The sequence below is a fragment of the Streptomyces sp. NPDC101178 genome, from assembly GCF_044767965.1.
Taxonomy (GTDB): domain Bacteria; phylum Actinomycetota; class Actinomycetes; order Streptomycetales; family Streptomycetaceae; genus Streptomyces.
The window spans coordinates 88,949-112,537 of the sequence record NZ_JBIWOZ010000002.1; the positions used below are offsets into that span (position 1 = coordinate 88,949).

Sequence of the window (23,589 nt, forward strand, 5' to 3'; positions counted from 1 at the left end):
GGCACCCGCGCAGGATGCCCCTCGGCCACGGCGGCGGGCAATGGACCAAGCGTCCAGCGGGACGGGACCGTTCCGCACACGTTGTCCAGATGCGCGTACGGCCCCGGGCCGGAGCCCGGGGCCGTACGCGTGACGACGATCCGCGGATCAGTCCTCGATGGACGTCATGACGTGCTTGACGCGGGTGTAGTCCTCGAAGCCGTACGCCGAGAGGTCCTTGCCGTAGCCGGACTTCTTGAACCCGCCGTGCGGCATCTCCGCGACCAGCGGGATGTGCGTGTTGATCCACACGCAGCCGAAGTCCAGGTTCTTGGACATGCGCATGGCGCGGGAGTGGTTCGTCGTCCAGACGGAGGAGGCGAGCGCGTAGTCGACGCCGTTCGCGTACTCCACGGCCTGCTTCTCGTCGCTGAACGACTGGACCGTGATGACGGGCCCGAAGACCTCGTTCTGGATGATCTCGTCGTCCTGCTTGAGGCCGGAGACGACGGTCGGGGCGTAGAAGTAGCCCTTCTCGCCGACCCGGTGGCCGCCCGCCTCGACCTTGGCGTGAGCCGGGAGCCGCTCGATGAAGCCGCTGACCTGCTTCAGCTGGTTGGCGTTGTTGAGCGGGCCGTACGTCACGTCCTCGTCGTCCGGCTGCCCGGTCTTCGTGTCGGCGGCGGCCTTGGCGAGCGCGGTCACGAACTCGTCGTGGATGGACTCGTGGACCAGGACGCGGGTCGCGGCCGTACAGTCCTGGCCCGCGTTGAAGAAGCCCGCCTCCGAGACGCCCGAGACGGTCTTGGCGATGTCGGCGTCCTCGAAGACGACGACCGGCGCCTTGCCGCCGAGCTCCAGGTGGACGCGCTTGACGTCCTTGGCGGCGGACTCGGCGACCTGGATGCCGGCCCGGACCGAACCGGTGATGGAGGCCATCGCCGGGGTCGGGTGCTCGACCATCGCGCGGCCGGTGTCCCGGTCGCCGCACAGGACGTTGAAGACGCCCTTGGGCAGGATCTGGCCCATGATCTCGGCCATCAGCACGGTCGACGCCGGAGTGGTGTCGGACGGCTTGATGACGACGGTGTTGCCCGCGGCGAGCGCCGGGGCGAACTTCCAGACGGCCATCATCATCGGGTAGTTCCACGGCGCGACCTGCGCGCATACGCCGACGGGCTCGCGGCGCACGATGGAGGTCAGGCCCTCCATGTACTCGCCGGCCGAGCGGCCTTCGAGCAGCCGGGCGGCGCCCGCGAAGAAGCGGATCTGGTCGACCATCGGCGGAATCTCTTCGGTGCGGGTGAGCCCGATCGGCTTGCCGGTGTTCTCCGACTCGGCCGCGATCAGGTCCTCCGCGCGCTCCTCGATCGCGTCCGCGATCTTGAGCAGGGCCTTCTGGCGCTCGGCGGGCGTCGTGTCGCGCCAGGCCGGGAAGGCGGCCGCGGCGGCTTCCATGGCGGCATCGACATCGGCCTGGCCGGAGAGCGGCGAGGTCGCGTAGACCTCTTCCGTCACCGGGCTGACCACATCGATGGTCCGCCCGTCCGCGGCGTCCCGGAACTCCCCGTTGATGTAGTTGCGCAGACGGCGCACCTCGGTGGTCATGACCACCCCTCCTGTCGGCTGTCCGATGGGTGAGACACCCACCCTAATCGTTCCGGTGACGCTTTCGACATAGGTAACCACCCCCAGCTTCGGATTCAGTCGGTTCTGCGCACGCACTCAACGAATTTCATCGATCTGGGGTTGCGAGACAGACGAGTGCGGTGCACAGTGGATGTGTGGCCAGTCGCAGCGCAGACTCCAGGAACGGGAACGGATCACCGCCAGCGGTCGATGCCGTCTCCCTCGCGATCATCGAGCAGCTCCAGGAGGACGGACGCCGTCCGTACGCCGCGATCGGCAAGGCCGTCGGCCTCTCCGAAGCGGCTGTGCGCCAGCGGGTGCAGAAGCTGCTCGACCAGGGCGTGATGCAGATCGTCGCCGTCACGGACCCGCTCACCGTGGGGTTCCGGCGCCAGGCGATGGTCGGCGTCAATGTCGAGGGCGACCTCGATCCGGTGGCCGAAGCCCTGGCGGCCATGGCCGAGTGCGAGTACGTGGTGATGACCGCGGGCTCCTTCGACCTGATGGTGGAGGTCGTCTGCGAGGACGACGACCACCTGCTGGAGACGATCAACAAACGCATCCGGAGCCTTCCCGGCGTGCGCTCCACCGAGAGCTTTGTTTACCTCAAGCTCAAGAAGCAGACCTATATGTGGGGAACCCGATAGCCGTGAGCAAGGACCTCAGCCGGACCGCGTACGACCACCTGTGGATGCACTTCACCCGCATGTCGGACTACGAGAACGCGCCCGTTCCCACCATCGTGCGTGGCGAGGGAACGTACATCTTCGACGACAAGGGCAAGCGCTACCTGGACGGCCTCTCCGGCCTGTTCGTGGTCAACGCCGGCCACGGCCGCCACGAGCTCGCCGAGACGGCGTACAAGCAGGGCCAGGAGCTCGCCTTCTTCCCGGTGTGGTCCTACGCCCACCCGAAGGCCGTCGAGCTGGCCGAGCGTCTCGCCGACTACGCGCCGGGCGACCTCAACAAGGTCTTCTTCACCACCGGTGGCGGCGAGGCCGTCGAGACCGCCTGGAAGCTGGCCAAGCAGTACTTCAAGCTCAAGGGCCAGCCGACCAAGTACAAGGTCATCTCGCGTGCGGTCGCCTACCACGGCACCCCGCAGGGCGCCCTGTCCATCACCGGCCTCCCGGCCCTGAAGGCCCCCTTCGAGCCGCTGGTCCCCGGCGCGCACAAGGTGCCGAACACCAACATCTACCGCGCCCCGCTCTTCGGCGACGACCCGGAGGCCTTCGGCCGCTGGGCCGCCGACCAGATCGAGCAGGAGATCCTCTTCGAGGGCCCGGAGACCGTCGCGGCGGTCTTCCTGGAGCCCGTGCAGAACGCGGGCGGCTGCTTCCCGCCGCCGCCCGGGTACTTCCAGCGGGTCCGCGAGATCTGCGACCAGTACGACGTGCTGCTCGTCTCCGACGAGGTCATCTGCGCCTTCGGCCGCCTCGGCACGATCTTCGCCTGCGACAAGTTCGGCTACGTGCCGGACATGATCACCTGCGCGAAGGGCATGACCTCCGGCTACTCCCCGATCGGTGCCTGCATCGTCTCGGACAAGATCGCCGAGCCGTTCTACAAGGGCGGCAACACCTTCCTGCACGGCTACACCTTCGGCGGCCACCCGGTCTCCGCGGCGGTCGGCCTCGCCAACCTGGACATCTTCGAGCGCGAGAACCTCACGCAGCACGTCCTGGACAACGAGAACGCCTTCCTCACCACGCTGCAGAAGCTGCACGACCTGCCGATCGTCGGCGACGTCCGCGGCAACGGGTACTTCTACGGCATCGAGCTGGTGAAGGACAAGGCCACCAAGGAGACGTTCACCGACGAGGAGACCGAGCGCGTCCTGTACGGCTTCCTCTCCAAGGCGCTGTACGAGAACGGCCTGTACTGCCGGGCCGACGACCGCGGTGACCCGGTCGTGCAGCTCGCGCCGCCGCTGATCTCGGACCAGTCGACGTTCGACGAGATCGAGGGCATCCTGCGGGCCGTGCTGACGGAAGCGTGGACGAAGCTCTGACCTCCGGGGCCCTCGCGCCCCTCATGACCCTCATGACCCTCTCTGGATGATCATCATTCAGCGGTCATTTCATACGGTCCACCCGGCCCGGATGCGCCCTTTCGAGTGAGAAGGGGAGCGTCCGGGCCGCGTGCTGTGCGCACTCACCGGTCCGACTATCTACGGTGCCCAGTGACCGATCGGCCGCGTCCTCGTTCCCCCGTACGGGGGAACGGGAAAACTCATCCGAACCGAGGTGTACGCCATGGTGGCCCCGCCGGACAACGACGTGATCTGGGCACGTTCCCTGCACCACTCCCACAACGGATCGCCCGGTCTCGGCGGTGTCTCCGTCTCCGTCCGCGACGCCGAGATCCTGGCCGTGACCGGCCCGCGCGGCAGCGGAAAGAGCACGCTGCTGCACTGCCTGTCGGGCCGTCTGGTGCCCGACCAGGGCGAGGTCTGGTTCAACAGCGTCCCCGTGCACACCATGGCCCCCCGAGTGCGCGAGCAGCTGCGGAGGGAGCGGTTCGGCTGGATCGGCGCCGACCCCGAGCTCGTCCTCGAGCTGACCACCTGGGAGAACGCGGCCCTTCCGCTGCTGCTGCGCGGCGCCTCGCACCGGGCCGCGAAGAAGGCCGCCACCGAGTGGCTGGAGCGCATGGACATCGCGCCGCTCGCCAAGAAGCGCCCGCACGCGCTCCTCCAGGCCGAACGCCAGCGCGTCTCCGTCGCCCGGGCCCTCTGCGCGCAGCCGACGGTCGTCTTCGCCGACGAGCCCACCGCGACCCTGCACCGCGCCGAGCGCTCGCAGCTCCTGCGCACCCTGACCGCCGCGGCCCGCTCGCACGGCATCACGATGGTCCTGGCCACCCATGACGCCGAGGTCGCCGCCCTCGCCGACCGGACCGTGCGGCTGCTGGACGGCCGCCGCGTCTCCACCGTCGCCCTCCCCGCCGAACCCGATGCGGAGGGCAGCGCGGCGTGCTCGCTCTCCGTCTGACCCTCGGTACGCATCCCCTCGTCCTGGTCCGGCGGCTGCTCGTCGCCGCCGCATCGGCCGGTGTCGGCTTCCTCCTCCTCTGCTCGCTCGGATACGCCTCGGCGCATCCCGCCTCCGCCGGTTCGGTGCTGCGGCTGCTGTGGTGCTTCGTCCCGCTCGCCGCCACCGTGATGTTCGCCGTGGCGGTGGCCCGCACGGATCCGAGCACCCGGCCCCGCCCCGGTCTCTCCTCACTGGGCCTCGGTCCGGTGCGGCTCTCGGTGCTGGCCGCGGTCTCGACGGCCGTCTCCACGACGCTCGGCTCGATGGTGGCGCTGCTCTTCTTCCTGCATCTGCGGGGCGATCTGACCGGGATGCCGTTCGACGGCGGCGCGGCCGAGTTCCTCGGCGCGGGCACCCCGCTGCCGCTGGCCGCCGCGTTGATGCTGCTCGCCCTCGTACCGGTGCTGTCGGCGACGGCGAGCGCGCTGGCCTTGCGTTCCCGGCCCGACCCTGCCCGGGCCACCTTCGGCTCCGAGGAGCTGCCGGAGCCCGCACCTGTGCCGAGCGGGCTGCCGTGGGGGGTGGCGCTGGTGGCCGCCGGGCTGGCGGTCGAGGCGTACGCGTCCCGGGACGGGTCGGGGAGCGCGTTCCCGCTGCCGGGCCGGTTCGACGCCACTCCGGTGGCGGTACTGGCCGGCTGGACGCTGGCCGCGGCCGGCCTGGCCATGGCGGGGCCGGGGCTGACCTACCTGTGCGGGAAGGCGCTCCAGGCGGTGCGTCCCGGTGCCGTACGTCTGCTGGCGGGCCGGGTCCTGATGGACGAGGCGCGCCGGATCGGCCGCCCGCTCGGCATCGTCTGCGCGGTGGTCGCCGCGGTGATCGCCGCCTCGGCGCTGTACGGAGGCGACGAGCGCCCTTACGGCCCGCTCACCGCGCTCGGTGCGGTGCTGGTCCTCGGCTGCACGGTGGCGACGCTGCTGACCTCGGCCCTGGAGGCGAAGCAGGCCCGCGCCCACACCGCCGAGGCGCTGCTGCGGATGGGCGCCCCGGCCTCCACCCTGCGCTCCGCGACCGCGCTACGGGCCGCCGCGCTGCTGGCCCTGTTCGCCCCGCTGACCTGGGTGATCGCGGAACTGGCGGCGCTGCCGCTGGCTGGGTAGGCCGGGGGGGGCGGAGCTCAGGGACGGGCGGCTCACCGGTGGGCGCGGCTCGTGAAGGCCCTGTCACTCCCCCGCCAGCACCACCGTCTCCGCCGCGTCGAACCGCACACCCACCACCGCACCCTCGTCCGGGGTGTCCCGCAGGGCGCACTCGGCCTCCAGCACCGGGGCGTTCTCCGGGGTCAGCCGCACGGTCACGTGGTTCCCGCGGAAGGTGCGGACGCCGACCGTGCAGCGCAGCCCGTCCTCCTGGGCGCCGACCAGCACCCCGGCCGGGCGGACCAGCAGGTCCACCTCGCCCTGGGGCGAGCCCTCCGGGACCGGCACCTTGCCCCAGGCGGTCGCGGCAGCCCGGCCGGTCACCGTCGCCGGGGTCACGTTGTCGAAGCCGAGGAAGCGGGCGACGAACGCGGAGGCGGGGCGCTGCCAGACGTCCAGCGGGCTGCCCTCCTGGGCGATCCGGCCGTCCCGCATCACGACGACCCGGTCGGCGAGTGCGAACGCCTCACCCTGGTCGTGGGTGACGGCCAGCACGGTCGTGCCCAACTCCTGGAACAGGGTGCGCAGTTCGATGACGAGCCGTTCGCGCAGGCTGCGGTCGAGCTGGCCGAGGGGTTCGTCCAGCATCAGGAGCTTGGGGCGCGGGGCCAGCGCCCGGGCCAGGGCGACGCGCTGCTGCTCGCCGCCGGAGAGGGCGGCGACGGCACGGCGTTCGGCGCCGGGAAGGCCGACCAGCTCCAGGAGTTCACGGACCCGGCGCTCGGACTCCGCTCGGCCGGTGCCGTGCATCCGCAGCCCGAAGGCGACGTTGGCGCCGACGTCACGGTGCGGAAAGAGCTGGTGGTCCTGGAACATCAGGCCGAGGCCGCGCCGGTGCACCGGGACGCCCGCCTGGTCCTGCCCGGCCAGCAGCACCCGGCCGCCGTCCATCGGCTGGAGCCCGGCAACGGCCCGGAGCAGGGTGGACTTGCCGCTGCCGCTGGGGCCGAGCACGCAGACGATGCGGTGCTCGGCGACCTCCAGGTCGACCGCGTCGAGCGCGGCCCGCTTCCCGAACCGTACGGTGGCTGCCTGCAAGCTCAGCATGGTGGTCAGAACTCCCCGGATCGGTCGGTACGGATGCGTTCGAGGAGCAGCAGCGACACTGCGCACACCAGCATCAGGATCGTGCTGAGGGCCATCGCCTGCCCGTAGTTGAGTTCACCGGACCGGCCCAGCAGCCGGGCCACGGCGACCGGCAGGGTCGGGTTGTCGGGCCGGGCGATGAAGACGGTGGCGCCGAACTCGCCGAGCGACACGGCGAACGCGAAGCCCGCCGCGACCAGCACCGCCCGCCGCACCAAGGGCAGATCGACCTCGCGCCAGGCCCGCAGCGGCGAGGCCCCCAGCACGGCGGCGGCCTCGCGCAGCCGGTCGTCCACCGCGCGGAGGACGGGAAGCATGGTGCGTACGACGAAGGGGACGCCCACCAGCGCCTGGGCCAGCGGGACCAGGATCCAGGAGGTCCTCAGGTCCAGCGGCGGTTGGTCGAGGGTGATGAGGAAGCCGAAGCCGACGGTGACGGCGGAGACCCCGAGCGGCAGCATGAGCAGCGCGTCGAAGCCGCGTACGAGCCGTCCCGCCCGGCGGGTCAGGGCGGCCGCCGCGAGACCTCCGACGACCAGGGCGATGAAGGTGGCGACGAACGCGTACCGGAGGGAGTTGCCGACGGCCTCCAGCGGCGGTACGAGGAAGGTCGAGCCGCTGCCGTCGGCCGTCTGGAGTGCCTCGTAGTAGCCGAGGCCGTACCCCTGCGGCCCGTCGAACGACCGCTCCACCAGCACGCCGAGCGGCAGCAGGATCAGCAGCAGCGCGGTGAGCAGCACCCCGCCGAGCAGCGCCCACTGTCCGGCGCCGTGCGGCCGGCGGGAGGTCTGGGCCGGGTCGACGAGCTTCAGCGCCCGTTCCCGGCGGCGTACGGTCACGGCGTGCACGGCGAGGATCCCGCCGACCGCCACGAACTGGACCATGGTCAGCACGGCGGCCGTCGGCAGGTCGAGGAGCTGGGCGGTCTGGCGGTAGACCTCCACCTCCAGGGTGGAGTAGGCGGGGCCGCCGAGGATCTGCACGACACCGAACGAGGTGAACGTGAAGAGGAAGACCATCAGCGCGGCCGCCGCCACCGCCGGACCGAGCGCGGGCAGCGTCACCCGGCGCCAGGCGGCGAACCGTCCGGCGCCGAGGACCCGGGCAGCCTCCTCCTGACGCGGGTCGAGCTGCGACCAGAGGCCGCCGACCGTCCGCACGACGACGGCGTAGTTGAAGAAGACGTGCGCGAGCAGAATCGCCCACACCGTGGTGTCGAGCCGCAGACCCCACAGCTCGTCCAGGAGCCCGCCGCGCCCGAGCAGCGCCAGGAACGCGGTGCCGACGACGACCGTGGGCAGCACGAACGGCACGGTGACGACCGCGCGCAGCACCTGCTTTCCGGGGAAGTCGAAGCGCGCGAAGACGTACGCGCCGGGCAGCGCGACCAGCAGGGTGAGCGCGGTGGAGGCGAGCGCCTGCCAGGTGGTGAACCAGAGGACGTCGAGGATGTCCGGGCGGGACAGCACCTCGCCGATCCGCCCGAACTGCCAGACACCGTCCGCCTTCAGCCCGCGTCCGACGATCGCGGAGACGGGGTAGGCGAAGAAGACGGCGAAGAACGCGACGGGCACGGCCATCAGGCCGAGCCGCACCGCCGCTCCGCGCCGCCCGCCGCCGGTCCCACCCTTGGACCCGGCGGCGGGCTCGGCGGCTTCGTCGGCCTTGGTGGGGCCGTCTACTTCACGGCGATCGAGTGCCACGCCTGGACCCACTGCTCACGGTTGGCGGCGATCTTGTCCGGGGCCACCGTGGCCGGCTTGTCGACGGTCTCACCGAACTCGGTGAAGATCTCCGGCAGCTTCGCGTCGGTGACGACCGGGTTGACGAACATGTTCAGCGGCACGTCCTCCTGGAACGTCTTGCTGATCAGGAAGTCGAGCAGCGCCTTGCCGCCCGCCTCGTTCTTCGCGCCCTTCAGCAGCCCGGCGTACTCGGTCTGCCGGAAGCAGGTCCCGGTGGAGACGCCGGTGGGGGCCTCCTTGGGCTGCGGGTCTGCGTAGAGGACCTCGACGGGCGGGCTGGAGGCGTAACTGACGACGAGCGGCCGGTCCGCCTTGGCCTTCTTGCCGCCCGCGGAGCCCGAGAACTCCTCGTTGTAGGCCTGCTCCCAGCCGTCGACGACCTTGACGCCGTTGGCCTTCAGCTTCTTCCAGTAGTCCTGGTAGCCGTCCTCGCCCTGGGAGGCGATGGTGCCGAGGAGGAAGCCGAGGCCGGGCGAGGAGCCGGCCGCGTTCTCGGTGACGAGGAGGTTCTTGTACGCGGGCTTGAGCAGGTCCTCGAAGGTCTGCGGCGGCGCGAGCTTCTTGCCGGCGAAGTACTTCTTGTCGTAGTTGACGCAGATGTCACCGGTGTCGACGGGCGTGACGCGGTGCTGGTCGTCCTGCTCGGTGCCCTTCGCGACCCGGTCCAGGCCCTTGGCCTCGTACGCGGTGAAGAGGCCGTTGTCGAGGGCTCGGGAGAGCAGGGTGTTGTCGACGCCGAAGAACACGTCGCCGCGCGGGGAGCCCTTGGTGAGGATCTCCTGGTTGAGGGCGGCACCGGCGTCGCCGCTCTTGAGGAGCTCGACGGTGTAGCCGCTCTCCTTGGTGAACTGCTTCAGCACGTCTTCCGAGGCGTTGAAGGAGTCGTGGGTGACCAGGGTGACGGTCTTGGAGCCGCTGCCCTTCGACGCGCCGGAGCCCGCCGAGGTGTCGTCGCCGGAGTCGCCGCAGCCCGCGAGGACGGTGACGCCGAGCGCCGCGGCGAGCGCGGCTGCGGCGTACTTCTTGGTGGTGTTCATGTGATTCCTCCTGGAGGTGACCAGGAAGAGACGCGGCCCCGCCCGCCCTCCGGAGACGTGACAGACGTAACCGGAAGCGGGCAGGGCGCAACAGCTTGAGTAAGGTCCGAACTTCCTACCTGGAATGACCCGGGCGAGGTTCAGAGGGTCTGCGGCCAACCTGTCCTTGGTGCCGCACTCTCAGCGCTGTGGCGCTCCCCTGTCGGAATATGAAGTTGATTTCGCGCTCAGGCTACACCGGCGGTTCCGGCCGGTCGCCTGAGGCCGCTGTGTGATCGGCGCTCGGAAGCCGCCGTGTGATCAGCGCTCGGAGGCCGCCAGCTGTCCGCAGGCCCCGTCGATCTCCTGGCCGCGGGTGTCCCGGACGGTGACGGGCACGCCGTGGGCCGCGATGGCCTCGACGAACGCCTTCTCGTCCTCGGGCCGCGAGGCGGTCCACTTGGAGCCGGGCGTGGGGTTCAGCGGGATCAGGTTGACGTGCACCCGCTTGCCCTTGAGCAGCCGGCCGAGCAGGTCGCCGCGCCAGGCCTGGTCGTTGATGTCCCGGATCAGGGCGTACTCGATGGAGATGCGGCGGCCGGACTTCTCCGCGTACTCCCAGGCGGCGTCGAGCACCTCGCGTACGTTCCACCGGGTGTTGACCGGGACGAGGGTGTCGCGCAGCTCGTCGTCCGGGGCGTGCAGTGAGACGGCGAGGCGGCACTTGAACCCCTCGTCGGAGAAGCGCAGCATGGCCGGGACGAGCCCGACCGTCGAGACGGTGATCCCGCGCTGGGAGAGGCCGAGGCCGTCCGGCTCGGGGTCGGTGAGCCGGCGGATGGCGCCGACGACCCGGTTGTAGTTGGCGAGCGGCTCGCCCATGCCCATGAAGACGATGTTGGAGAGCCGGGCCGGACCACCGGGCACCTCGCCGTCGCGCAGGGCGCGCATGCCGTCGACGATCTGGTGCACGATCTCGGCGGTCGACAGGTTGCGGTCGAGACCGGCCTGCCCGGTGGCGCAGAACGGGCAGTTCATCCCGCAGCCCGCCTGCGAGGAGATGCACATGGTGACGCGCTCCGGGTAGCGCATCAGGACGGACTCGACGAGCGTCCCGTCGTGCAGCTTCCACAGCGTCTTGCGGGTGGTGTCGTCGTCGCAGCTGATGTGCCGCACCACGGACATCAGGTCGGGGAACAGCGCCTCGGCGAGCTTCTCCCGGGACCCGGCGGGGATGTTGGTCCACTGCTCCGGGTCGTGCGCGTACCGCGCGAAGTAGTGCTGCGAGAGCTGCTGGGCGCGGAACGGCTTCTCGCCGGTCGCGGCGACCGCTTCCTTGCGCTCGGCGGGCGTGAGGTCGGCGAGATGCCGCGGCGGCTTCTTGGCTCCGCGGGGCGCGACGAAAGTGAGTTCTCCGGGCTTAGGCATGGTTCATCCAGTGTCGCAGACAGACGGGTGAGGGCCCGCCGCCCTGTGGACGACGGACCCTCACTCGTGGAACGTGCAGGTGAGACGTGGTGCGCGGCCCTGAAGGGACGCTCAGCCGGAGCCGACGAACAGCACCAGCAGCAGCCAGACCACCGGCGCGGTCGGCAGCAGCGAGTCCAGCCGGTCCATGATGCCGCCGTGGCCGGGGAGCAGGGTGCCCATGTCCTTGATCCCGAGGTCCCGCTTGATCATGGACTCACCCAGGTCGCCGAGGGTGGCGCTGACGGCGACCGCGAGGCCGAGGAGCAGGCCCTGCCACCAGGCGCCGCCGTCGATGAGGAACTCCATGCACAGCGCACCGGCCACCATCGCGAAGGAGACGGCGCCGAGCAGGCCCTCGCGGGTCTTGCCTGGGCTGATGCGGGGGGCGAGCTTGTGGGTGCCGTAGCGCCAGCCGACCGCGTACGCCCCGGTGTCGCTGACGACCGTGAGGACGAGGAAGACCAGGACCCGCCAGTGCCCGTCGTCCGCCGTCAGCATCATGGCGACGAAGGTGGCCAGGAACGGGACGTAGAACGCGGCGAAGACGCCCGCCGTGACGTCCTTGAGATACCCCTCCGGCGGCTCGGTCATCCGCCAGACCAGCACCGCCAGGGCCGTCAGCGCCATGGCGACCCAGGCGCCCTCCGCACCGCGCGCGTAGCCGGCGACGACCATCGCGGCCCCGCCGACGGCCAGCGGGATCAGGGGCGCCTTGATGCCCTTCTGCTCCTGGAGCCGGGAGGTGAGCTCCCAGAGGCCGACGACGACGGCGACGGCGACGACACCGACGAAGACGGCCTTCACGATGAACAGCGAGGCGACGATGACGGCGCCGAGCCCCACGCCGACCCCTATGGCGGCGCGCAGATCACGCCCCGCACGCTTCTTCTGCGGCGGGGACGGCAGCGGGGTGGACATGGGCTCCTGCGGCATCTCGTCACGGAACAGGGGGCCGCCGACGTGCGCGGCGTCCCCGTTCCGGTTGGCGCGGCTCTGTGCGTCTCTACCTGCGTCGGGGACGTCCGGCACGTTGGGCATGGGCCGAGTCTGCTGGGCTTCATGCGCATCGTAAGCGGGACCCGCCGGAGCGACCCCCATCTCGGGGGCACCCCGGTGACCGGCTCCCTGCGGTGCACCCCAGGAAGAGTCGTTCATCAGACTTCGAGCAGCTCGGCTTCCTTGTGCTTGAGCAGCTCGTCCACCTGCGCGACGTACTTCGCGGTGGTGTCGTCGAGCTCCTTCTCGGCGCGGCGCACCTCGTCCTCGCCGGACTCCTTGTCCTTGACGAGCTTGTCGAGCGCTTCCTTGGCCTTGCGGCGGATGGAGCGGATGGAGATCTTGGAGTCCTCGGCCTTGGTCTTGGCGACCTTGATGTACTCCTTGCGGCGGTCCTGGGTGAGCTCGGGGAACGTCACCCGGATGATGTTGCCGTCGTTGCTCGGGTTGACGCCGAGGTCGGAGTCACGGATCGCCTGCTCGATGTTGCGCAGCGCGGACTTGTCGAACGGCGTCACGACGGCCATCCGCGCCTCGGGAACCGAGAACGAGGCCAGCTGGTTGATCGGGGTCAGCGCGCCGTAGTAGTCGGCGACGATCTTGTTGAACATCGCCGGGTGCGCACGGCCGGTACGGATCGCGGCGAAGTCCTCTTTCGCGACGACGACGGCCTTCTCCATCTTCTCCTCGGCTTCGAGGAGGATTTCTTCGATCACCACGTGCTCCTGCGTGTCTTGAGCGGACCCGTCATCGACGGGCCCTGCGGGTCCTGAGTCGCGTCCTCACCTGCACGGTGTCCGACCGGCAGGCCGTTGTCCATCCTGGGGGGCCGTCAGGCCCGGGTGCTCTCGTCGCTGACGAGCGTGCCGATCTTCTCACCCTTGACGGCACGGGCGATATTGCCCTCGGCGGTCAGCTCGAAGACGAGGATCGGCAGCTTGTTGTCACGGCAGAGCGTGATGGCGGTGGCGTCGGCGACCTTCAGGTCGCGCGTGATCACCTCGCTGTACTCCAGCGCGTCGAACTTCACCGCGTCGGGGTTGGCCTTCGGGTCGGAGTCGTAGACCCCGTCCACACCGTTCTTCCCCATGAGCAGCGCCTCGGCATCGATCTCCAGGGCGCGCTGGGCGGCGGTGGTGTCGGTGGAGAAGTACGGCATGCCCATGCCGGCGCCGAAGATGACGACGCGCCCCTTCTCCAGGTGCCGTACGGCGCGGAGCGGGATGTACGGCTCGGCGACCTGGCCCATGGTGATGGCGGTCTGGACGCGCGAGTCGATGCCTTCCTTCTCCAGGAAGTCCTGGAGCGCCAGGCAGTTCATGACGGTGCCGAGCATGCCCATGTAGTCGGACCGGGCCCGGTCCATGCCGCGCTGCTGGAGCTCGGCACCGCGGAAGAAGTTGCCTCCCCCGATGACCACCGCGATCTGGGCGCCGTCGCGTACGACGGCGGCGATCTCGCGGGCGATGGTGTGCACGACGTCGGGGTCGACGCCGAGGCCGCCACCGCCGGCGAAGGCCTCGCCGGAGAGCTTCAGCATGAAGCGCCCGGAAAACGTGTCGTCGCGCTTGTCGTCGGCCTGAGTGGCGTCCGCGCCCATGTCCATGAAAATTCTCCTCGTGCACATACGAAGAAGGCCATTGCCGGTGGGTCTGGTGTCCCTACAGCGGCAATGGCCTCCTCGTCAGATCTGCGGTCGTCCGGCGTGGGTGCGGCCGTCGACTGCACCAGACCCTATCGGGTCCGGTGCTGTTCGCCCGGACGGACTCAGATGCCGACCTTGATGCGCGAGAAGCGCTTCAGGGTGACACCGGCCTCGTCCAGGACCTTCTGGACGGACTTCTTGGCGTCCAGCGCGTACGGCTGGCCGAGGAGCGTGGCCTCCTTGAAGAAGCCGTTGACGCGACCCTCCACGATCTTCGGGAGGGCGGCCTCGGGCTTGCCCTCGGCGCGGGTGGTCTCCTCGGCGACGCGGCGCTCGGCCTCGACGACCTCGGCCGGGACGTCCTCGCGGGAGAGGTACTTCGGCGCGAAGGCGGCGATGTGCTGGGCGATGCCCTTGGCCAGCTCGGCGTCGGCCTTGTCCAGCTCGACCAGGACACCGATCTGCGGGGGCAGGTCGGGCATGGTGCGGTGCATGTACACGGAGACGAAGTCGCCGGTGAACTGCGCGAAGCGGTCCAGGACGATCTTCTCGCCGAGGTTGGCGTTGGCCTCGTCCACGTACGCCTGGACGGTCTTGCCGGGCTCGATCTCGGAAGCGAGGAGCGCGGCGATGTCGGCCGGGGAGGTCGCGGCGACGTGCGCGGCGAGCGTGTTGGCGACGGTCTGGAACTTGTCACCCTTGGCGACGAAGTCCGTCTCGCACTTCAGCTCCAGGAGGACGCCGGACGTCTTGTCCTCGGAGATGAGGGAGACGACGGCACCGTTCTCGGCGGAACGGCCCTCGCGCTTGGCGACGCCCTTCTGGCCCTTGATACGGAGCGCCTCGACGGCCTTGTCGACGTTGCCGTCGGCCTCGTCGAGCGCCTTCTTGCAGTCCATCATGCCGGCGCCGGTGAGCTCGCGGAGCTTCTTGACGTCAGCGGCGGTGTAGTTCGCCATGAGTCTGTATGTCTCTCTCGAAGTCTGAAAGATCTACGGGTGAACGGCGGGGGCCGCGCTGGTGGCGCCGGCCCCCGCCGTCAGCAGCCGTGACGGGTGTCAGGCCTGCTCGGCGTCCGCGTCGGCGGCCGGAGCCTCGGCCTCGGCGACGGCCTCGGCCGGCTTCTCGGCGTCCGCGACCTTCTCGGTCTCGGCGGAGGACTGGACCTCGGCGGCAGCCGCGGTCTCGTCCTTCTTGTCGCCCTCGAGCAGGTCGCGCTCCCACTCGGCCAGCGGCTCGCCGGCGGCCTTCTCGCCCGGCTTCGAGTCACCGGTGGCGGCACCGGAGCGGGCGATGAGGCCCTCGGCGACGGCGTCGGCGATCACGCGGGTGAGCAGGGTGACGGAGCGGATCGCGTCGTCGTTGCCCGGAATCTTGTAGTCGACCTCGTCGGGGTCGCAGTTGGTGTCGAGGATCGCGACGACCGGGATGTGGAGCTTGCGCGCCTCACCGACGGCGATGTGCTCCTTCTTGGTGTCGACGATCCAGACGGCGCTGGGCACCTTCTGCATCTCGCGGATACCACCGAGGGTCTTCTCCAGCTTGGCCTTCTCACGCGAGAGGACCAGGAGCTCCTTCTTGGTGAGGCCGGAGGCGGCCACGTCCTCGAAGTCGATGAGCTCGAGCTCCTTCAGACGCTGAAGGCGCTTGTAGACGGTGGAGAAGTTGGTGAGCATGCCACCGAGCCAACGCTGGTTGACGTACGGCATGCCGACGCGCGTCGCCTGCTCGGCGATGGCCTCCTGGGCCTGCTTCTTCGTACCCACGAACATGATGGAGCCGCCGTGCGCGACGGTCTCCTTGACGAACTCGTAGGCGCGGTCGATGTACGACAGCGACTGGAGCAGGTCGATGATGTAGATGCCGTTGCGCTCGGTGAAGATGAAGCGCTTCATCTTCGGGTTCCAGCGACGGGTCTGGTGACCGAAGTGGACGCCGCTTTCCAGCAGCTCCCGCATCGTGACGACGGCCATGGCCGTACTCCTTGAGGTGCTCGGTTATCGCGACCGCAGGTTTGCGTTCGCGCCTGACGCCCCGATCGCGCCGTGCCACAAGGGACCGAGGGGCGCGGCCACCGTCCCGGAAGAGGGAGGTGGCGGGGCGTGCGAAGTCGACCCGGTGACCCGGATCGCCGTAAGAAGTGTACGGGACCCGCCGGGTGCCGGGTGACGGCGATATCCACAACCGGCGGGTAGTCCACAGGCGCGGACCAAGATCCCCGGAATCCGGGCCTCCGGGGGAGCGTTGATCCATGCGATTCCAGCGATTCCAGCGATTGCCGCGATGCTTGCGGCTCCCGTCCCGTTCCACCGGCCCGCGCCGGTGGGGCCTGCCGACGGTGCTGCTGGCCGTCGTGCTGTCGGCGGCCGCGTTGCCGCCGCCCTCGGTGGGGCTGTCCGCCGAGGCTCGGCTTCTTCCGGCGGTCCGGGCCGGGGAGGAGGTACCGCCGGAGGCGGGGGTGGCCGATGAGGTGCCCTCGTCGACAGAGGGTGCGGGCGGGGGCGGAGACGGCTTCGAGGGGAGATACGCCGAGCTGGACGGTGGGCCGGTCTGGCCGCTGGCCGGAAGGCCTGCGGTGTTACGGGGGTGGGAGCCGCCCGCCGGCCCGTACGGGCCCGGTCACCGCGGCGTCGACCTGGCGGCCCGGCCGGGCGACGCGGTACTGGCCGCCGCCACCGGCCGGGTCTCCTTCGCGGGGCGGGTGGCCGGGCGCGGGGTGGTCGTCGTCGAGCTGGCCGGGAGCGGGACGCCCGCGCTGCGCACGACGTACGAGCCGGTGCGGGCACTGGTGGCGAGGGGTGACGAGGTGGCCGCGGGGCGGGCGGTCGGCCTGCTGGAGGCGGGGCCGTTCCACTGCGCGGAGGGCTGTCTGCACTGGGGGCTGCGGCGGGGCGACGCCTACCTCGACCCGCTCTCCCTTCTGCCACCCTCCCTGCTGCGGCGCGGCCCGTCGCGGCTGCTGCCGGTGTTCGGGGTGCCGGAGCCGGAAGAGGTGGCGGCGGCGGGACCGGGAGCGGCGGCGGGGACCGACGCGTTCAGCCGCGTACGCCGCGCAGGATCATCGCGACGGCGGTGTCCGCGATGACGCCGGGCTCCTCCGCCACGCTCAGCTCGATCCGGCGCACCGCGGCGTCCACCGAGCCCTGGAGGAGCATCGCGGCGAGCCTCGGCTGGGTGTGGCCGAGGTCGCCGAGCGCCTCGACGATCATGGCGATCAGCCCGCCGTGCGCGGCCCGGATCTTCTCCCGGGCTCCGGCGTCCAGCTCGCTCGCGGAGATCGCGACGACCGCGCGGTGGCGGCGGTCGCCGACGAGGTCGAGCTGGCGGCGCACATACGCCTCGATCTTCGCCTCGGGGGTCTCGGCGCGCTCCATCGCGTTCTCGACCTCGGCAGCCCAGACGGGGAAGTCGACGGCGCAGAGCTCCTCGACGACGGCGGCGCGGGAGCGGAAGTACTCGTACACGGAGGACCGGGCGAGGCCCGTGCGCTCGGCGAGTGCGGGGAAGGTCAGCGCCTCCGTACCGCCCTCGGACAGCAGGGAGCGCGCGGCGTCCAGGAGGGCGCCGCGCTGCATGGTCCGGTGCTCGGCCACGGAGGCCGCTCGAATCCTGGGCACGCATCCACTCTACGGCGGCGGCTGCCGGAGGGAAGGGCTCAGCCTCTCTCCGGGGGCCGGAGGGGACGGATTCAGCGTCCGGCGTCGGCCAGTTTGGCCCGGAGCTGGAGGACGGATTTGGTGTGGATCTGGCTGACGCGGCTCTCGGTGACGCCGAGGACGTTGCCGATCTCCGCAAGAGTCAGGCCCTCGTAGTAGTAGAGGGTCACGACCGTCTTCTCACGGTCGGGGAGCGTGTTGATGGCGCGTGCGAGCAGCCGTCTGAGCTCGCGGTCCTCGGCGACCTCCACCGGATTGTCGGCGGCGGTGTCCTCCAGGGTGTCCATCAGGCTCAGCCGGTCGCCCCCCTCACCGCCCACGTGCAGCAGCTCCTCCAGGGCGACCACGTTGGCCAGGGACAACTGGCTGAATACCGCGTGCAGTTCCTCCAGGGCGATGCCCATCTCCGCGGCGACCTCGGACTCGGACGGGGTACGCCGCAGCTGCGCCTCCAGCGTGGCGTAGGCGCGCTCCACATTCCGCGCCTTCTGCCGCACGGAGCGTGGAATCCAGTCGAGCGCGCGCAGTTCGTCGATCATCGCGCCGCGGATCCGCGTGATCGCGTACGTCTCGAACTTGATGGCCCGCTCGATGTCGAACTTCTCGATGGCGTCGATCAGTCCGAAGACCCCGGAGGAGACGAAGTCCGCCTGCTCGACGTTGGACGGCAGTCCCACGCTCACCCGGCCCGCGACGTACTTGACGAGCGGCGAGTAGTGCAGGATCAGCTGCTCCCGCAGCCGCTCGTCGCCGGTGGTCTTGTACGAACGCCACAGTTCGTCGAGCGAGGAGGGGGCGGGAGGGCGCACAGTGCCACGCGCAACCGGTGGTACTGCCGCGCGGTCAGACCCGGAGGTGTGCTGGGGCATGTGGTGCCTTGAGCCGTTCTGCCGTGAAGTGCTGGGGGACTTCTGTCTGGGGCGGAATCCCTGTGAGCGTAGCGTGACTGCGGTGTCGCAGTCCGCACAGGAGCGGAGATCGGGGCCGCGTGATGGCGTTCCGCCGTTCACACCACCCGCGCCTGCCGGGAGCCGGGGCCATCGCGACAAGCGACGGCCCCCAGCACGTCACCGATCGATCGTGCGAGGTCATCGGCCTTACCTTTTCACCCGAATGCTCCAGGTCAAGAACCGCCTCGCCGCGCGTCGCCGTCGCGAGGTGACGAAGGCGTCAACCGCCAGTGGTCGCCCTCGCGTTCGACGAACCCCAGTGAGTGCAGTTCGTACAGCCGCCCGAGCGTCTCATCGGCGGAGGTCCCGGCGCCGCGGGCGAGGTCACGGGGGCTGATCAGGCCGTGGTACGGGAGGGCGTCAAGGACCCTCGCCGCCACCGGGTCCAGCCGGTCCCGCGGCAGTACCGGGCCGCGGCGGTCCGGTGCCAGGTCGCCGATGTCGCCGATCAGCTCGGCGACATCGGACGCGTCGGTGACCAGCACCCCCTCGCCGCGGAGCAGTTCATGGACTCCGGCCGACAGTCCGCTGGTGGCGGGTCCCGGCACGCCCATCACGAACCGGCCGAGGCGCTGGGCCTGACGGGCGGTGGCGAGGGAGCCGCTGCGGTACTCGGCCTCCACGACGACCGTTCCTCTGGTCAGCGCGGCGATCACACGGTTGCGGAGGACGAACCGGCTGCGGGTGGGGTGGGAGCCGGGCGGCAACTCCGCCACCACCAAGCCCTGTTGGGCCACCCGGCCGATCAACTCCGCGTGGCCGCGCGGATATGGGACGTCGACCCCGCAGGCCAGCACCGCTGCCGTCGCGCCGCCCGCCGCCAGGACCCCGCGGTGCGCCGCCCCGTCCACGCCGAACGCGGCGCCCGACACCACCACCCAGCCGCGCTCCGCGAGCCCGGCACCGAGGGTCGCCGCCATGTGCGCCCCGTACGGCGTGCAGGCCCGCGCACCGACCACCGCGACCGAGCGCAGGGCCCACAGCCGCAGGTCGGGCCGGCCCCGCACCCAGAGTCCGACGGGCCGAGCGTCCCCCAGGTCGTCAAGCTGGCTCGGCCACTCCCGGTCCCCCGGGCAGACGAGGCGCCCGCCCAGGGCTGCCACCGCCGCCAGGTCCCGCTCGGGTTCGGCCGCCGCCGCCCGGAGCCGGCAGCCCTCCAGCCGTACGGCGGTCATCCCGGGCAGCTTCCGCGCCGCGCCGTCCGCGACGCGCAGCGCGCGCAGCAGCGCGACAGGACCCACCTGCCGCAGCCACGCCCCGGCCCGCTCGTCACCTGGCTCCAGCACCCGGGTCAAGGCGGCCCGCGCCACCCGCTCAGGTTCGAGGACCGGCTCCCCCGGCGGCTCCGGCCCCTGCACCGGCCGGCCCCGGTCCACACCGGACCCGGGCCCCGGTAGCTCCGGACCCGCCGCATCAAGCTCCGTAACCTCCTCCCGAACCGAAACCCCCCTCACAGCGCCCCCGCCCCCATCGCGACCCCCCGCTGGATGCCGGTCCGCAGCTCCAGGGCCACCGCGACGTCGCGGGCCTCCGGCCGGGGAGCGCCTCTCAGGTCGGCCACCGTCCATGCCACCCTCAGCACCCGGTCCAGACCCCGGGCCGTGAGGATTCCGCGCTCCAGGTCCCGTTCCGCCGCGACCAGTGCTCCGGGTGCCACCAGAAGACGGGTCCGCAGCTCGTGGCCGGGCACCTCGCTGTTCGTCGTCCACGGCGTCCCGGTCAGCCGCTCCGCCGCCCGCGCCCTGGCCTCCCGCACCCGCGCCGCCACCACCGCCGTCGGCTCCCCCCGGCCGCCCTGATCCAGCAGGTCCGCCCGATCGACCGGCTCCACCTCGACCCGGAGGTCGACCCGGTCGAGAAGCGGGCCGGACAGCCGGGCCTGGTAGCGGCGGACCACCGAGGGCGGGCACTCGCAGCCCGCACCGGAGAGGGTGTGCCGGCCGCACGGGCACGGGTTGGCGGCCAGCACCATCAGGAACCGCGCCGGCAACCGCACCACCCCCGCCGCCCGCGCCACCACCACATGGCCCGACTCCAGCGGCTGCCGCAGCGCGTCCAGCGCCTTGCCCGAGAATTCGGGCGCTTCGTCCAGGAACAGCACCCCGCGGTGAGCCAGCGACACAGCTCCCGGCCTCGGCATCCCGTTGCCGCCGCCCACCAGGGACTGCATGGTCGCCGAGTGGTGCGGAGCGCAGTAGGGCGGCCGGGAGACGAGCGGTTCACCCGGCGGAAGGATGCCCGCCACGGAGTGGACCGCCGTCACTTCGAGGGACTCCTGCCGGGTCAGCGGCGGCAGGACCGCCGGGAGCCGCTCGGCCAGCATCGTCTTGCCCGCGCCCGGCGGACCCGAGAGAAGCAGATGGTGTCCCCCTGCCGCCGCCACCTCCAGCGCCTTGCGCGGGCGCGGCTGCCCCGCCACGTCCGCCAGGTCCGGCGTGTGGCCCTCGCCGCGCACCGAGGCCGGGGCCAGGCCCGCGCCGAGGCCCGTGCCCGGGACCATGAGTCCCGCGAGCATGGCGTCGGGGCGCCCCCGGTCGTCGACGGGCTCGTCCGGGACCGGTTCGTCGCAGAGGATCGCGATGAGCTGGCGCAGGCTCCGGACGCCGAGGACCGAGACGCCCGGGACCAGGGCCGCCTCACCGGCCGTCTGCTCGGGGACGACGACCTGCTGGTATCCGGCCTCGGCCGCCGCGAGGACGGCCGGCAGCACTCCCCGTACGGGACGGACCCGGCCGTCCAGCCCCAGCTCGCCGATCATCACCACGTCGGCGAGCGCGGCAGGGTCGATCCGCTCCGCCGCGCCGAGCACCGCACACGCGACGGCGAGGTCGAAACCCGATCCGCTTTTGGGGACCGAGGCCGGCGAGAGCCCCACCGTGAGCTTCTTCTGCGGCCACTCGGCCCCGGAGTTGACCACCGCGGCCCGCACCCGGTCCCGGCTCTCGATCAGGCTCTTGTCCGGCAGCCCGACCAGCGTGAAGGCCGCCACCCCGGGCTCCAGGTCCGCCTGGACCTCCACCACCACGCCCTCGACACCCACCAGCGCCACGGAACACGCCCGTGCGTACCCCATCAGGACACCCCCCGTGCGTGCTCGGTGACGGGCGCCCCTCGCCGGGGCACGATCACGCCGATCAGATCGATCCGGACCCCGCCGGCCGGCGGTCCGCCGTGCCGCTCCAGCCAGATCTCGGCGAGCCGGCGCAGCCGGTCCGCCTTGACCGGCGTGACCGCGGCCATCGGATGTTCGAACGCGTCCGACCTCCGGGTCTTCACCTCGCAGAAGACCAGTGCGTCACCGTCCCTGGCGACGATGTCGACCTCACCGGCGCGACACCGCCAGTTGCGCTCGATCACGGCCATTCCGGCGTCGGTCAGCAGCCGTGCCGCCAGATCCTCGCCGTACCGCCCGAGTGCCCCCCGTGCGTTCATATCGGCACCACCTCCGCCACCGACTCTGACCCGGCCGGCCGGAAGTTGTGGATCTTGGTGGATAACCCTCCGGATGTGGAAAACCCGGCCACCCTCACGGGTGACCGGGTCTGTTCCGCATCTCGCACGAGTCGGCGGTCCCAGGACGTGCGGACCGCGCGGGGTCAGCCTCCCGGAAGTTCCAGATCGCTCTTGTTGAGCTCTTCGATGTTGACGTCCTTGAAGGTCAGCACACGGACCTGCTTGACGAACCTCGCGGGCCGGTACATGTCCCAGACCCAGGCGTCCGCCATGGACACCTCGAAGAAAACCTCACCCTGGACGGAGTGCACCTGCATCTCGTAGTCGTTGGTGAGGTAGAAGCGCCGTTCGGTCTCGATCACATATTTGAACAGACCGACGACATCGCGGTACTCCCGGTAGAGCTTCAGCTCCATCTCGGTCTCGTACTTCTCGAGGTCCTCGGCGCTCATGGCATGTTTCCCCTTCAGCCGTGCGTCCCCCCATTGTGCGTCAGCCTCCGGCGCCCCTGGACGATCAGGCGATCTCGGCGGCGAGGACCAACGGAATACTCGGGGGACCCTCGTCGAGGAGCGTGCGCAGCAGCTCGGCGAGTCTGGTCGGGTACACCGTCTCACGCGCCGCGAGAAGTTCGGCGGAAGTCCACCACCTCAGACCGGAGACGCTGCGCAATTCGAGCTCGGTGAGGCCCTGCGGGGCGGTGGCGGTCTGTGCCGTACGGGCGAGGAAGTACCACTCGTCCTGGTCCCAGCGCCGCCCGTCGAACGGGAAGGAGCAGGTCCGCTTCCAGAGCACCGGGCCCAGCTCGATGTCGGTGATCCCGGTCTCCTCTGCCAGCTCGCGGCGGGCCGCCTCCTCATGGGTCTCGTCGCCCTCCAGGCCGCCACCGGGCGTGAACCACCAGTCGTTCCCGGGATCGCCGGGCTCATGGCCGTGGAGCAGGAGGATGCGGTCGTCGGGGTCCAGGAGCACCACCCGGGCGACCCTGCGCACGGCGGTCACCGGGCGGACCCGGCTCTCCGCCTGCGGGCGGAGCGGGCGGCGACGGGTCCGTACGCCGCTCCGCCCAGGATGAGGACCACGCCGACCAGCACCGCCCCCACCTGGAGCGGGAGCGGGCCGTCGGCGGAGACCCCGCCGGGCAGCGCGGCGAACGAGGCGGGGCGGCCGATCATGCCGTTCATCGGCCAGGCCACCGCGTCGACCCGGGCCTGGACGGCGCTCAGCGGTACGGAGCCCTGCCCGGCGTCCTCCAGATGGACCCGGGAGTCCAGCGAGGTGGACCGCTCGTCGCCGAGCAGGAAGATCTGGCCCTCCGGCACCTTGGCGGAGAAGTCCTGCGGCGAGGCGGGCGCACGTGTCCCCGCGGCGGCGGGCCCACGGTCGATGTACGGCTCCTCCACCGGGATCCCGCCGACGGTGAGGCGGCCGTCCTGGTCGCAGCAGGCGACCGTGTCCCCGCCGACGCCGACCACGCGCTTCACCATCGGGGTGTCGCCCCAGACGCTGTCGGTGAAGACCACCACGTCACCGCGCCGGACATCGGCGCCGCCTATCCGCTCCGCGAGTATCCGGTCGCCGGCGTTGACCGTGGGAGACATGGAGTCGGTCGGGACGGCGTACGGCTTGTACACCACCGCCGCCCAGAGGAAACCTCCGAGGAAGAGGACACAGCCGACGGCCACGGCCAGGCCGGACACCATGGTGCCGGTCCGGCCGCGGCCGTCGTCCTCACGTTGCGTACGGCTCATCCCAGCGCTCCCCCATCGGAGATCGACAATCGCTGATCC

At 71.0% G+C, this 23,589-nt stretch carries 23 protein-coding genes and 1 riboswitch; of the genes, 5 read left to right on the top strand and 18 right to left on the bottom strand.

The window, feature by feature from the left end:
- Positions 1–147: 147 nt before the first annotated feature.
- The gene (locus tag ACIRR8_RS04515; RefSeq protein ID WP_404058897.1) at positions 148–1,587 is read right to left on the bottom strand and encodes a gamma-aminobutyraldehyde dehydrogenase; all 1,440 of its coding nucleotides are present in this window, start codon (positions 1,585–1,587) and stop codon (positions 148–150) included.
- A 161-nt stretch (positions 1,588–1,748) separates the two neighbouring features.
- On the opposite strand from ACIRR8_RS04515, the gene ACIRR8_RS04520 reads away from it, so the two are divergent.
- From ACIRR8_RS04520 to ACIRR8_RS04535, 4 genes are all read left to right on the top strand, one after another.
- Positions 1,749–2,255 carry an Lrp/AsnC family transcriptional regulator gene (locus ACIRR8_RS04520; RefSeq protein ID WP_404058900.1) on the top strand — a complete coding sequence of 169 codons (507 nt, stop codon included), beginning with the start codon at positions 1,749–1,751 and terminating at the stop codon, positions 2,253–2,255.
- Positions 2,240–3,619, top strand: coding sequence for an aspartate aminotransferase family protein (locus tag ACIRR8_RS04525; protein ID WP_237328176.1), 1,380 nt, complete (start codon positions 2,240–2,242; stop codon positions 3,617–3,619). Before ACIRR8_RS04520 ends, ACIRR8_RS04525 begins: the two co-directional genes overlap by 16 nt.
- A 244-nt stretch (positions 3,620–3,863) precedes the next feature.
- The gene (locus tag ACIRR8_RS04530; protein WP_404058903.1) at positions 3,864–4,601 is read left to right on the top strand and encodes an ABC transporter ATP-binding protein; all 738 of its coding nucleotides are present in this window, start codon (positions 3,864–3,866) and stop codon (positions 4,599–4,601) included.
- A complete protein-coding gene (locus tag ACIRR8_RS04535) occupies positions 4,583–5,743 on the top strand; it encodes a hypothetical protein (protein ID WP_404058905.1) in 1,161 nt (386 codons plus the stop codon). The genes ACIRR8_RS04530 and ACIRR8_RS04535 overlap by 19 nt, the downstream gene beginning before the upstream one ends.
- 63 nt (positions 5,744–5,806) lie before the next feature.
- On the opposite strand, the gene ACIRR8_RS04540 is transcribed toward ACIRR8_RS04535, so the two are convergent.
- From ACIRR8_RS04540 to rpsB, 9 genes are all read right to left on the bottom strand, one after another.
- A complete protein-coding gene (locus tag ACIRR8_RS04540) occupies positions 5,807–6,829 on the bottom strand; it encodes an ABC transporter ATP-binding protein (protein ID WP_404058908.1) in 1,023 nt (340 codons plus the stop codon).
- Between the two features lie 5 nt (positions 6,830–6,834).
- Positions 6,835–8,448, bottom strand: coding sequence for an ABC transporter permease (locus tag ACIRR8_RS04545; RefSeq protein ID WP_404060635.1), 1,614 nt, complete (start codon positions 8,446–8,448; stop codon positions 6,835–6,837).
- A gap of 98 nt (positions 8,449–8,546) precedes the next feature.
- Complete coding sequence (locus tag ACIRR8_RS04550; RefSeq protein ID WP_404058910.1) at positions 8,547–9,650, bottom strand: thiamine ABC transporter substrate binding subunit; 1,104 nt, start codon at positions 9,648–9,650, stop codon at positions 8,547–8,549.
- Positions 9,651–9,744: 94 nt separating this feature from the next.
- Positions 9,745–9,861: riboswitch (TPP riboswitch) on the bottom strand.
- Between the two features lie 89 nt (positions 9,862–9,950).
- On the bottom strand, positions 9,951–11,057 hold the full coding sequence (rlmN, locus tag ACIRR8_RS04555; RefSeq protein ID WP_030569530.1) for a 23S rRNA (adenine(2503)-C(2))-methyltransferase RlmN: 1,107 nt from the start codon (positions 11,055–11,057) through the stop codon (positions 9,951–9,953).
- Positions 11,058–11,168: 111 nt separating this feature from the next.
- Positions 11,169–12,254: a phosphatidate cytidylyltransferase gene (locus ACIRR8_RS04560; protein ID WP_404058913.1), complete on the bottom strand. Its 1,086-nt coding sequence runs from the start codon at positions 12,252–12,254 to the stop codon at positions 11,169–11,171.
- On the bottom strand, positions 12,254–12,811 hold the full coding sequence (gene frr / locus ACIRR8_RS04565) for a ribosome recycling factor (protein WP_404060638.1): 558 nt from the start codon (positions 12,809–12,811) through the stop codon (positions 12,254–12,256). The genes ACIRR8_RS04560 and frr overlap by 1 nt, the downstream gene beginning before the upstream one ends.
- Positions 12,812–12,927: 116 nt before the next feature.
- Entirely contained in the window at positions 12,928–13,701 is a 774-nt protein-coding gene (gene pyrH, locus ACIRR8_RS04570; protein WP_356752740.1) for a UMP kinase, read from the bottom strand.
- A 161-nt stretch (positions 13,702–13,862) separates the two neighbouring features.
- A complete protein-coding gene (gene tsf, locus ACIRR8_RS04575; RefSeq protein WP_404058917.1) occupies positions 13,863–14,699 on the bottom strand; it encodes a translation elongation factor Ts in 837 nt (278 codons plus the stop codon).
- A gap of 99 nt (positions 14,700–14,798) precedes the next feature.
- The gene (gene rpsB / locus ACIRR8_RS04580; protein WP_006127913.1) at positions 14,799–15,713 is read right to left on the bottom strand and encodes a 30S ribosomal protein S2; all 915 of its coding nucleotides are present in this window, start codon (positions 15,711–15,713) and stop codon (positions 14,799–14,801) included.
- A 278-nt stretch (positions 15,714–15,991) separates the two neighbouring features.
- Between rpsB and ACIRR8_RS04585 the strand changes: the two genes are divergently transcribed.
- A complete protein-coding gene (locus ACIRR8_RS04585; RefSeq protein ID WP_404058920.1) occupies positions 15,992–16,825 on the top strand; it encodes a M23 family metallopeptidase in 834 nt (277 codons plus the stop codon).
- On the opposite strand, the gene ACIRR8_RS04590 is transcribed toward ACIRR8_RS04585, so the two are convergent.
- The 8 genes from ACIRR8_RS04590 to lepB all read right to left on the bottom strand — a co-directional run bounded on the left by ACIRR8_RS04590 (position 16,776) and on the right by lepB (position 23,550).
- Positions 16,776–17,333, bottom strand: coding sequence for a TetR/AcrR family transcriptional regulator (locus ACIRR8_RS04590; protein ID WP_018488723.1), 558 nt, complete (start codon positions 17,331–17,333; stop codon positions 16,776–16,778). The genes ACIRR8_RS04585 and ACIRR8_RS04590 overlap by 50 nt on opposite strands.
- Positions 17,334–17,428: 95 nt before the next feature.
- A complete protein-coding gene (gene whiG, locus ACIRR8_RS04595; RefSeq protein ID WP_356752733.1) occupies positions 17,429–18,265 on the bottom strand; it encodes an RNA polymerase sigma factor WhiG in 837 nt (278 codons plus the stop codon).
- 254 nt (positions 18,266–18,519) lie between these two features.
- Positions 18,520–19,632 carry a DNA-processing protein DprA gene (gene dprA / locus ACIRR8_RS04600; RefSeq protein ID WP_404060641.1) on the bottom strand — a complete coding sequence of 371 codons (1,113 nt, stop codon included), beginning with the start codon at positions 19,630–19,632 and terminating at the stop codon, positions 18,520–18,522.
- A gap of 164 nt (positions 19,633–19,796) precedes the next feature.
- On the bottom strand, positions 19,797–21,419 hold the full coding sequence (locus ACIRR8_RS04605; RefSeq protein ID WP_404058924.1) for a YifB family Mg chelatase-like AAA ATPase: 1,623 nt from the start codon (positions 21,417–21,419) through the stop codon (positions 19,797–19,799).
- Positions 21,419–21,778 carry a YraN family protein gene (locus ACIRR8_RS04610; RefSeq protein WP_356752729.1) on the bottom strand — a complete coding sequence of 120 codons (360 nt, stop codon included), beginning with the start codon at positions 21,776–21,778 and terminating at the stop codon, positions 21,419–21,421. The genes ACIRR8_RS04605 and ACIRR8_RS04610 overlap by 1 nt, the downstream gene beginning before the upstream one ends.
- Positions 21,779–21,942: 164 nt before the next feature.
- The gene (locus ACIRR8_RS04615; protein WP_003965949.1) at positions 21,943–22,251 is read right to left on the bottom strand and encodes a DUF2469 domain-containing protein; all 309 of its coding nucleotides are present in this window, start codon (positions 22,249–22,251) and stop codon (positions 21,943–21,945) included.
- A gap of 64 nt (positions 22,252–22,315) precedes the next feature.
- Positions 22,316–22,801, bottom strand: a complete 486-nt coding sequence (locus ACIRR8_RS04620) for an NUDIX hydrolase (protein ID WP_404058927.1) — start codon at positions 22,799–22,801, stop codon at positions 22,316–22,318.
- Positions 22,798–23,550, bottom strand: a complete 753-nt coding sequence (gene lepB / locus ACIRR8_RS04625) for a signal peptidase I (RefSeq protein WP_404058929.1) — start codon at positions 23,548–23,550, stop codon at positions 22,798–22,800. Before lepB ends, ACIRR8_RS04620 begins: the two co-directional genes overlap by 4 nt.
- Positions 23,551–23,589: the final 39 nt, after the last annotated feature.

What these genes read in the sequence shown, in the direction of transcription:
- ACIRR8_RS04515 (WP_404058897.1), bottom strand. Translation starts at nt 1,587, where the DNA reads ATGACCACCGAGGTGCGCCGTCTGCGCAACTACATCAACGGGGAGTTC.
- ACIRR8_RS04530 (WP_404058903.1), top strand. Translation starts at nt 3,864, where the DNA reads ATGGTGGCCCCGCCGGACAACGACGTGATCTGGGCACGTTCCCTGCAC.
- ACIRR8_RS04540 (WP_404058908.1), bottom strand. Translation starts at nt 6,829, where the DNA reads ATGCTGAGCTTGCAGGCAGCCACCGTACGGTTCGGGAAGCGGGCCGCG.
- ACIRR8_RS04545 (WP_404060635.1), bottom strand. Translation starts at nt 8,448, where the DNA reads ATGGCCGTGCCCGTCGCGTTCTTCGCCGTCTTCTTCGCCTACCCCGTC.
- ACIRR8_RS04550 (WP_404058910.1), bottom strand. Translation starts at nt 9,650, where the DNA reads ATGAACACCACCAAGAAGTACGCCGCAGCCGCGCTCGCCGCGGCGCTC.
- rlmN (WP_030569530.1), bottom strand. Translation starts at nt 11,057, where the DNA reads ATGCCTAAGCCCGGAGAACTCACTTTCGTCGCGCCCCGCGGAGCCAAG.
- ACIRR8_RS04560 (WP_404058913.1), bottom strand. Translation starts at nt 12,254, where the DNA reads ATGAACGACTCTTCCTGGGGTGCACCGCAGGGAGCCGGTCACCGGGGT.
- pyrH (WP_356752740.1), bottom strand. Translation starts at nt 13,701, where the DNA reads ATGGACATGGGCGCGGACGCCACTCAGGCCGACGACAAGCGCGACGAC.
- tsf (WP_404058917.1), bottom strand. Translation starts at nt 14,699, where the DNA reads ATGGCGAACTACACCGCCGCTGACGTCAAGAAGCTCCGCGAGCTCACC.
- rpsB (WP_006127913.1), bottom strand. Translation starts at nt 15,713, where the DNA reads ATGGCCGTCGTCACGATGCGGGAGCTGCTGGAAAGCGGCGTCCACTTC.
- ACIRR8_RS04585 (WP_404058920.1), top strand. Translation starts at nt 15,992, where the DNA reads ATGCGATTCCAGCGATTCCAGCGATTGCCGCGATGCTTGCGGCTCCCG.
- whiG (WP_356752733.1), bottom strand. Translation starts at nt 18,265, where the DNA reads ATGCCCCAGCACACCTCCGGGTCTGACCGCGCGGCAGTACCACCGGTT.
- ACIRR8_RS04605 (WP_404058924.1), bottom strand. Translation starts at nt 21,419, where the DNA reads ATGGGGTACGCACGGGCGTGTTCCGTGGCGCTGGTGGGTGTCGAGGGC.
- ACIRR8_RS04610 (WP_356752729.1), bottom strand. Translation starts at nt 21,778, where the DNA reads ATGAACGCACGGGGGGCACTCGGGCGGTACGGCGAGGATCTGGCGGCA.
- ACIRR8_RS04615 (WP_003965949.1), bottom strand. Translation starts at nt 22,251, where the DNA reads ATGAGCGCCGAGGACCTCGAGAAGTACGAGACCGAGATGGAGCTGAAG.
- lepB (WP_404058929.1), bottom strand. Translation starts at nt 23,550, where the DNA reads ATGAGCCGTACGCAACGTGAGGACGACGGCCGCGGCCGGACCGGCACC.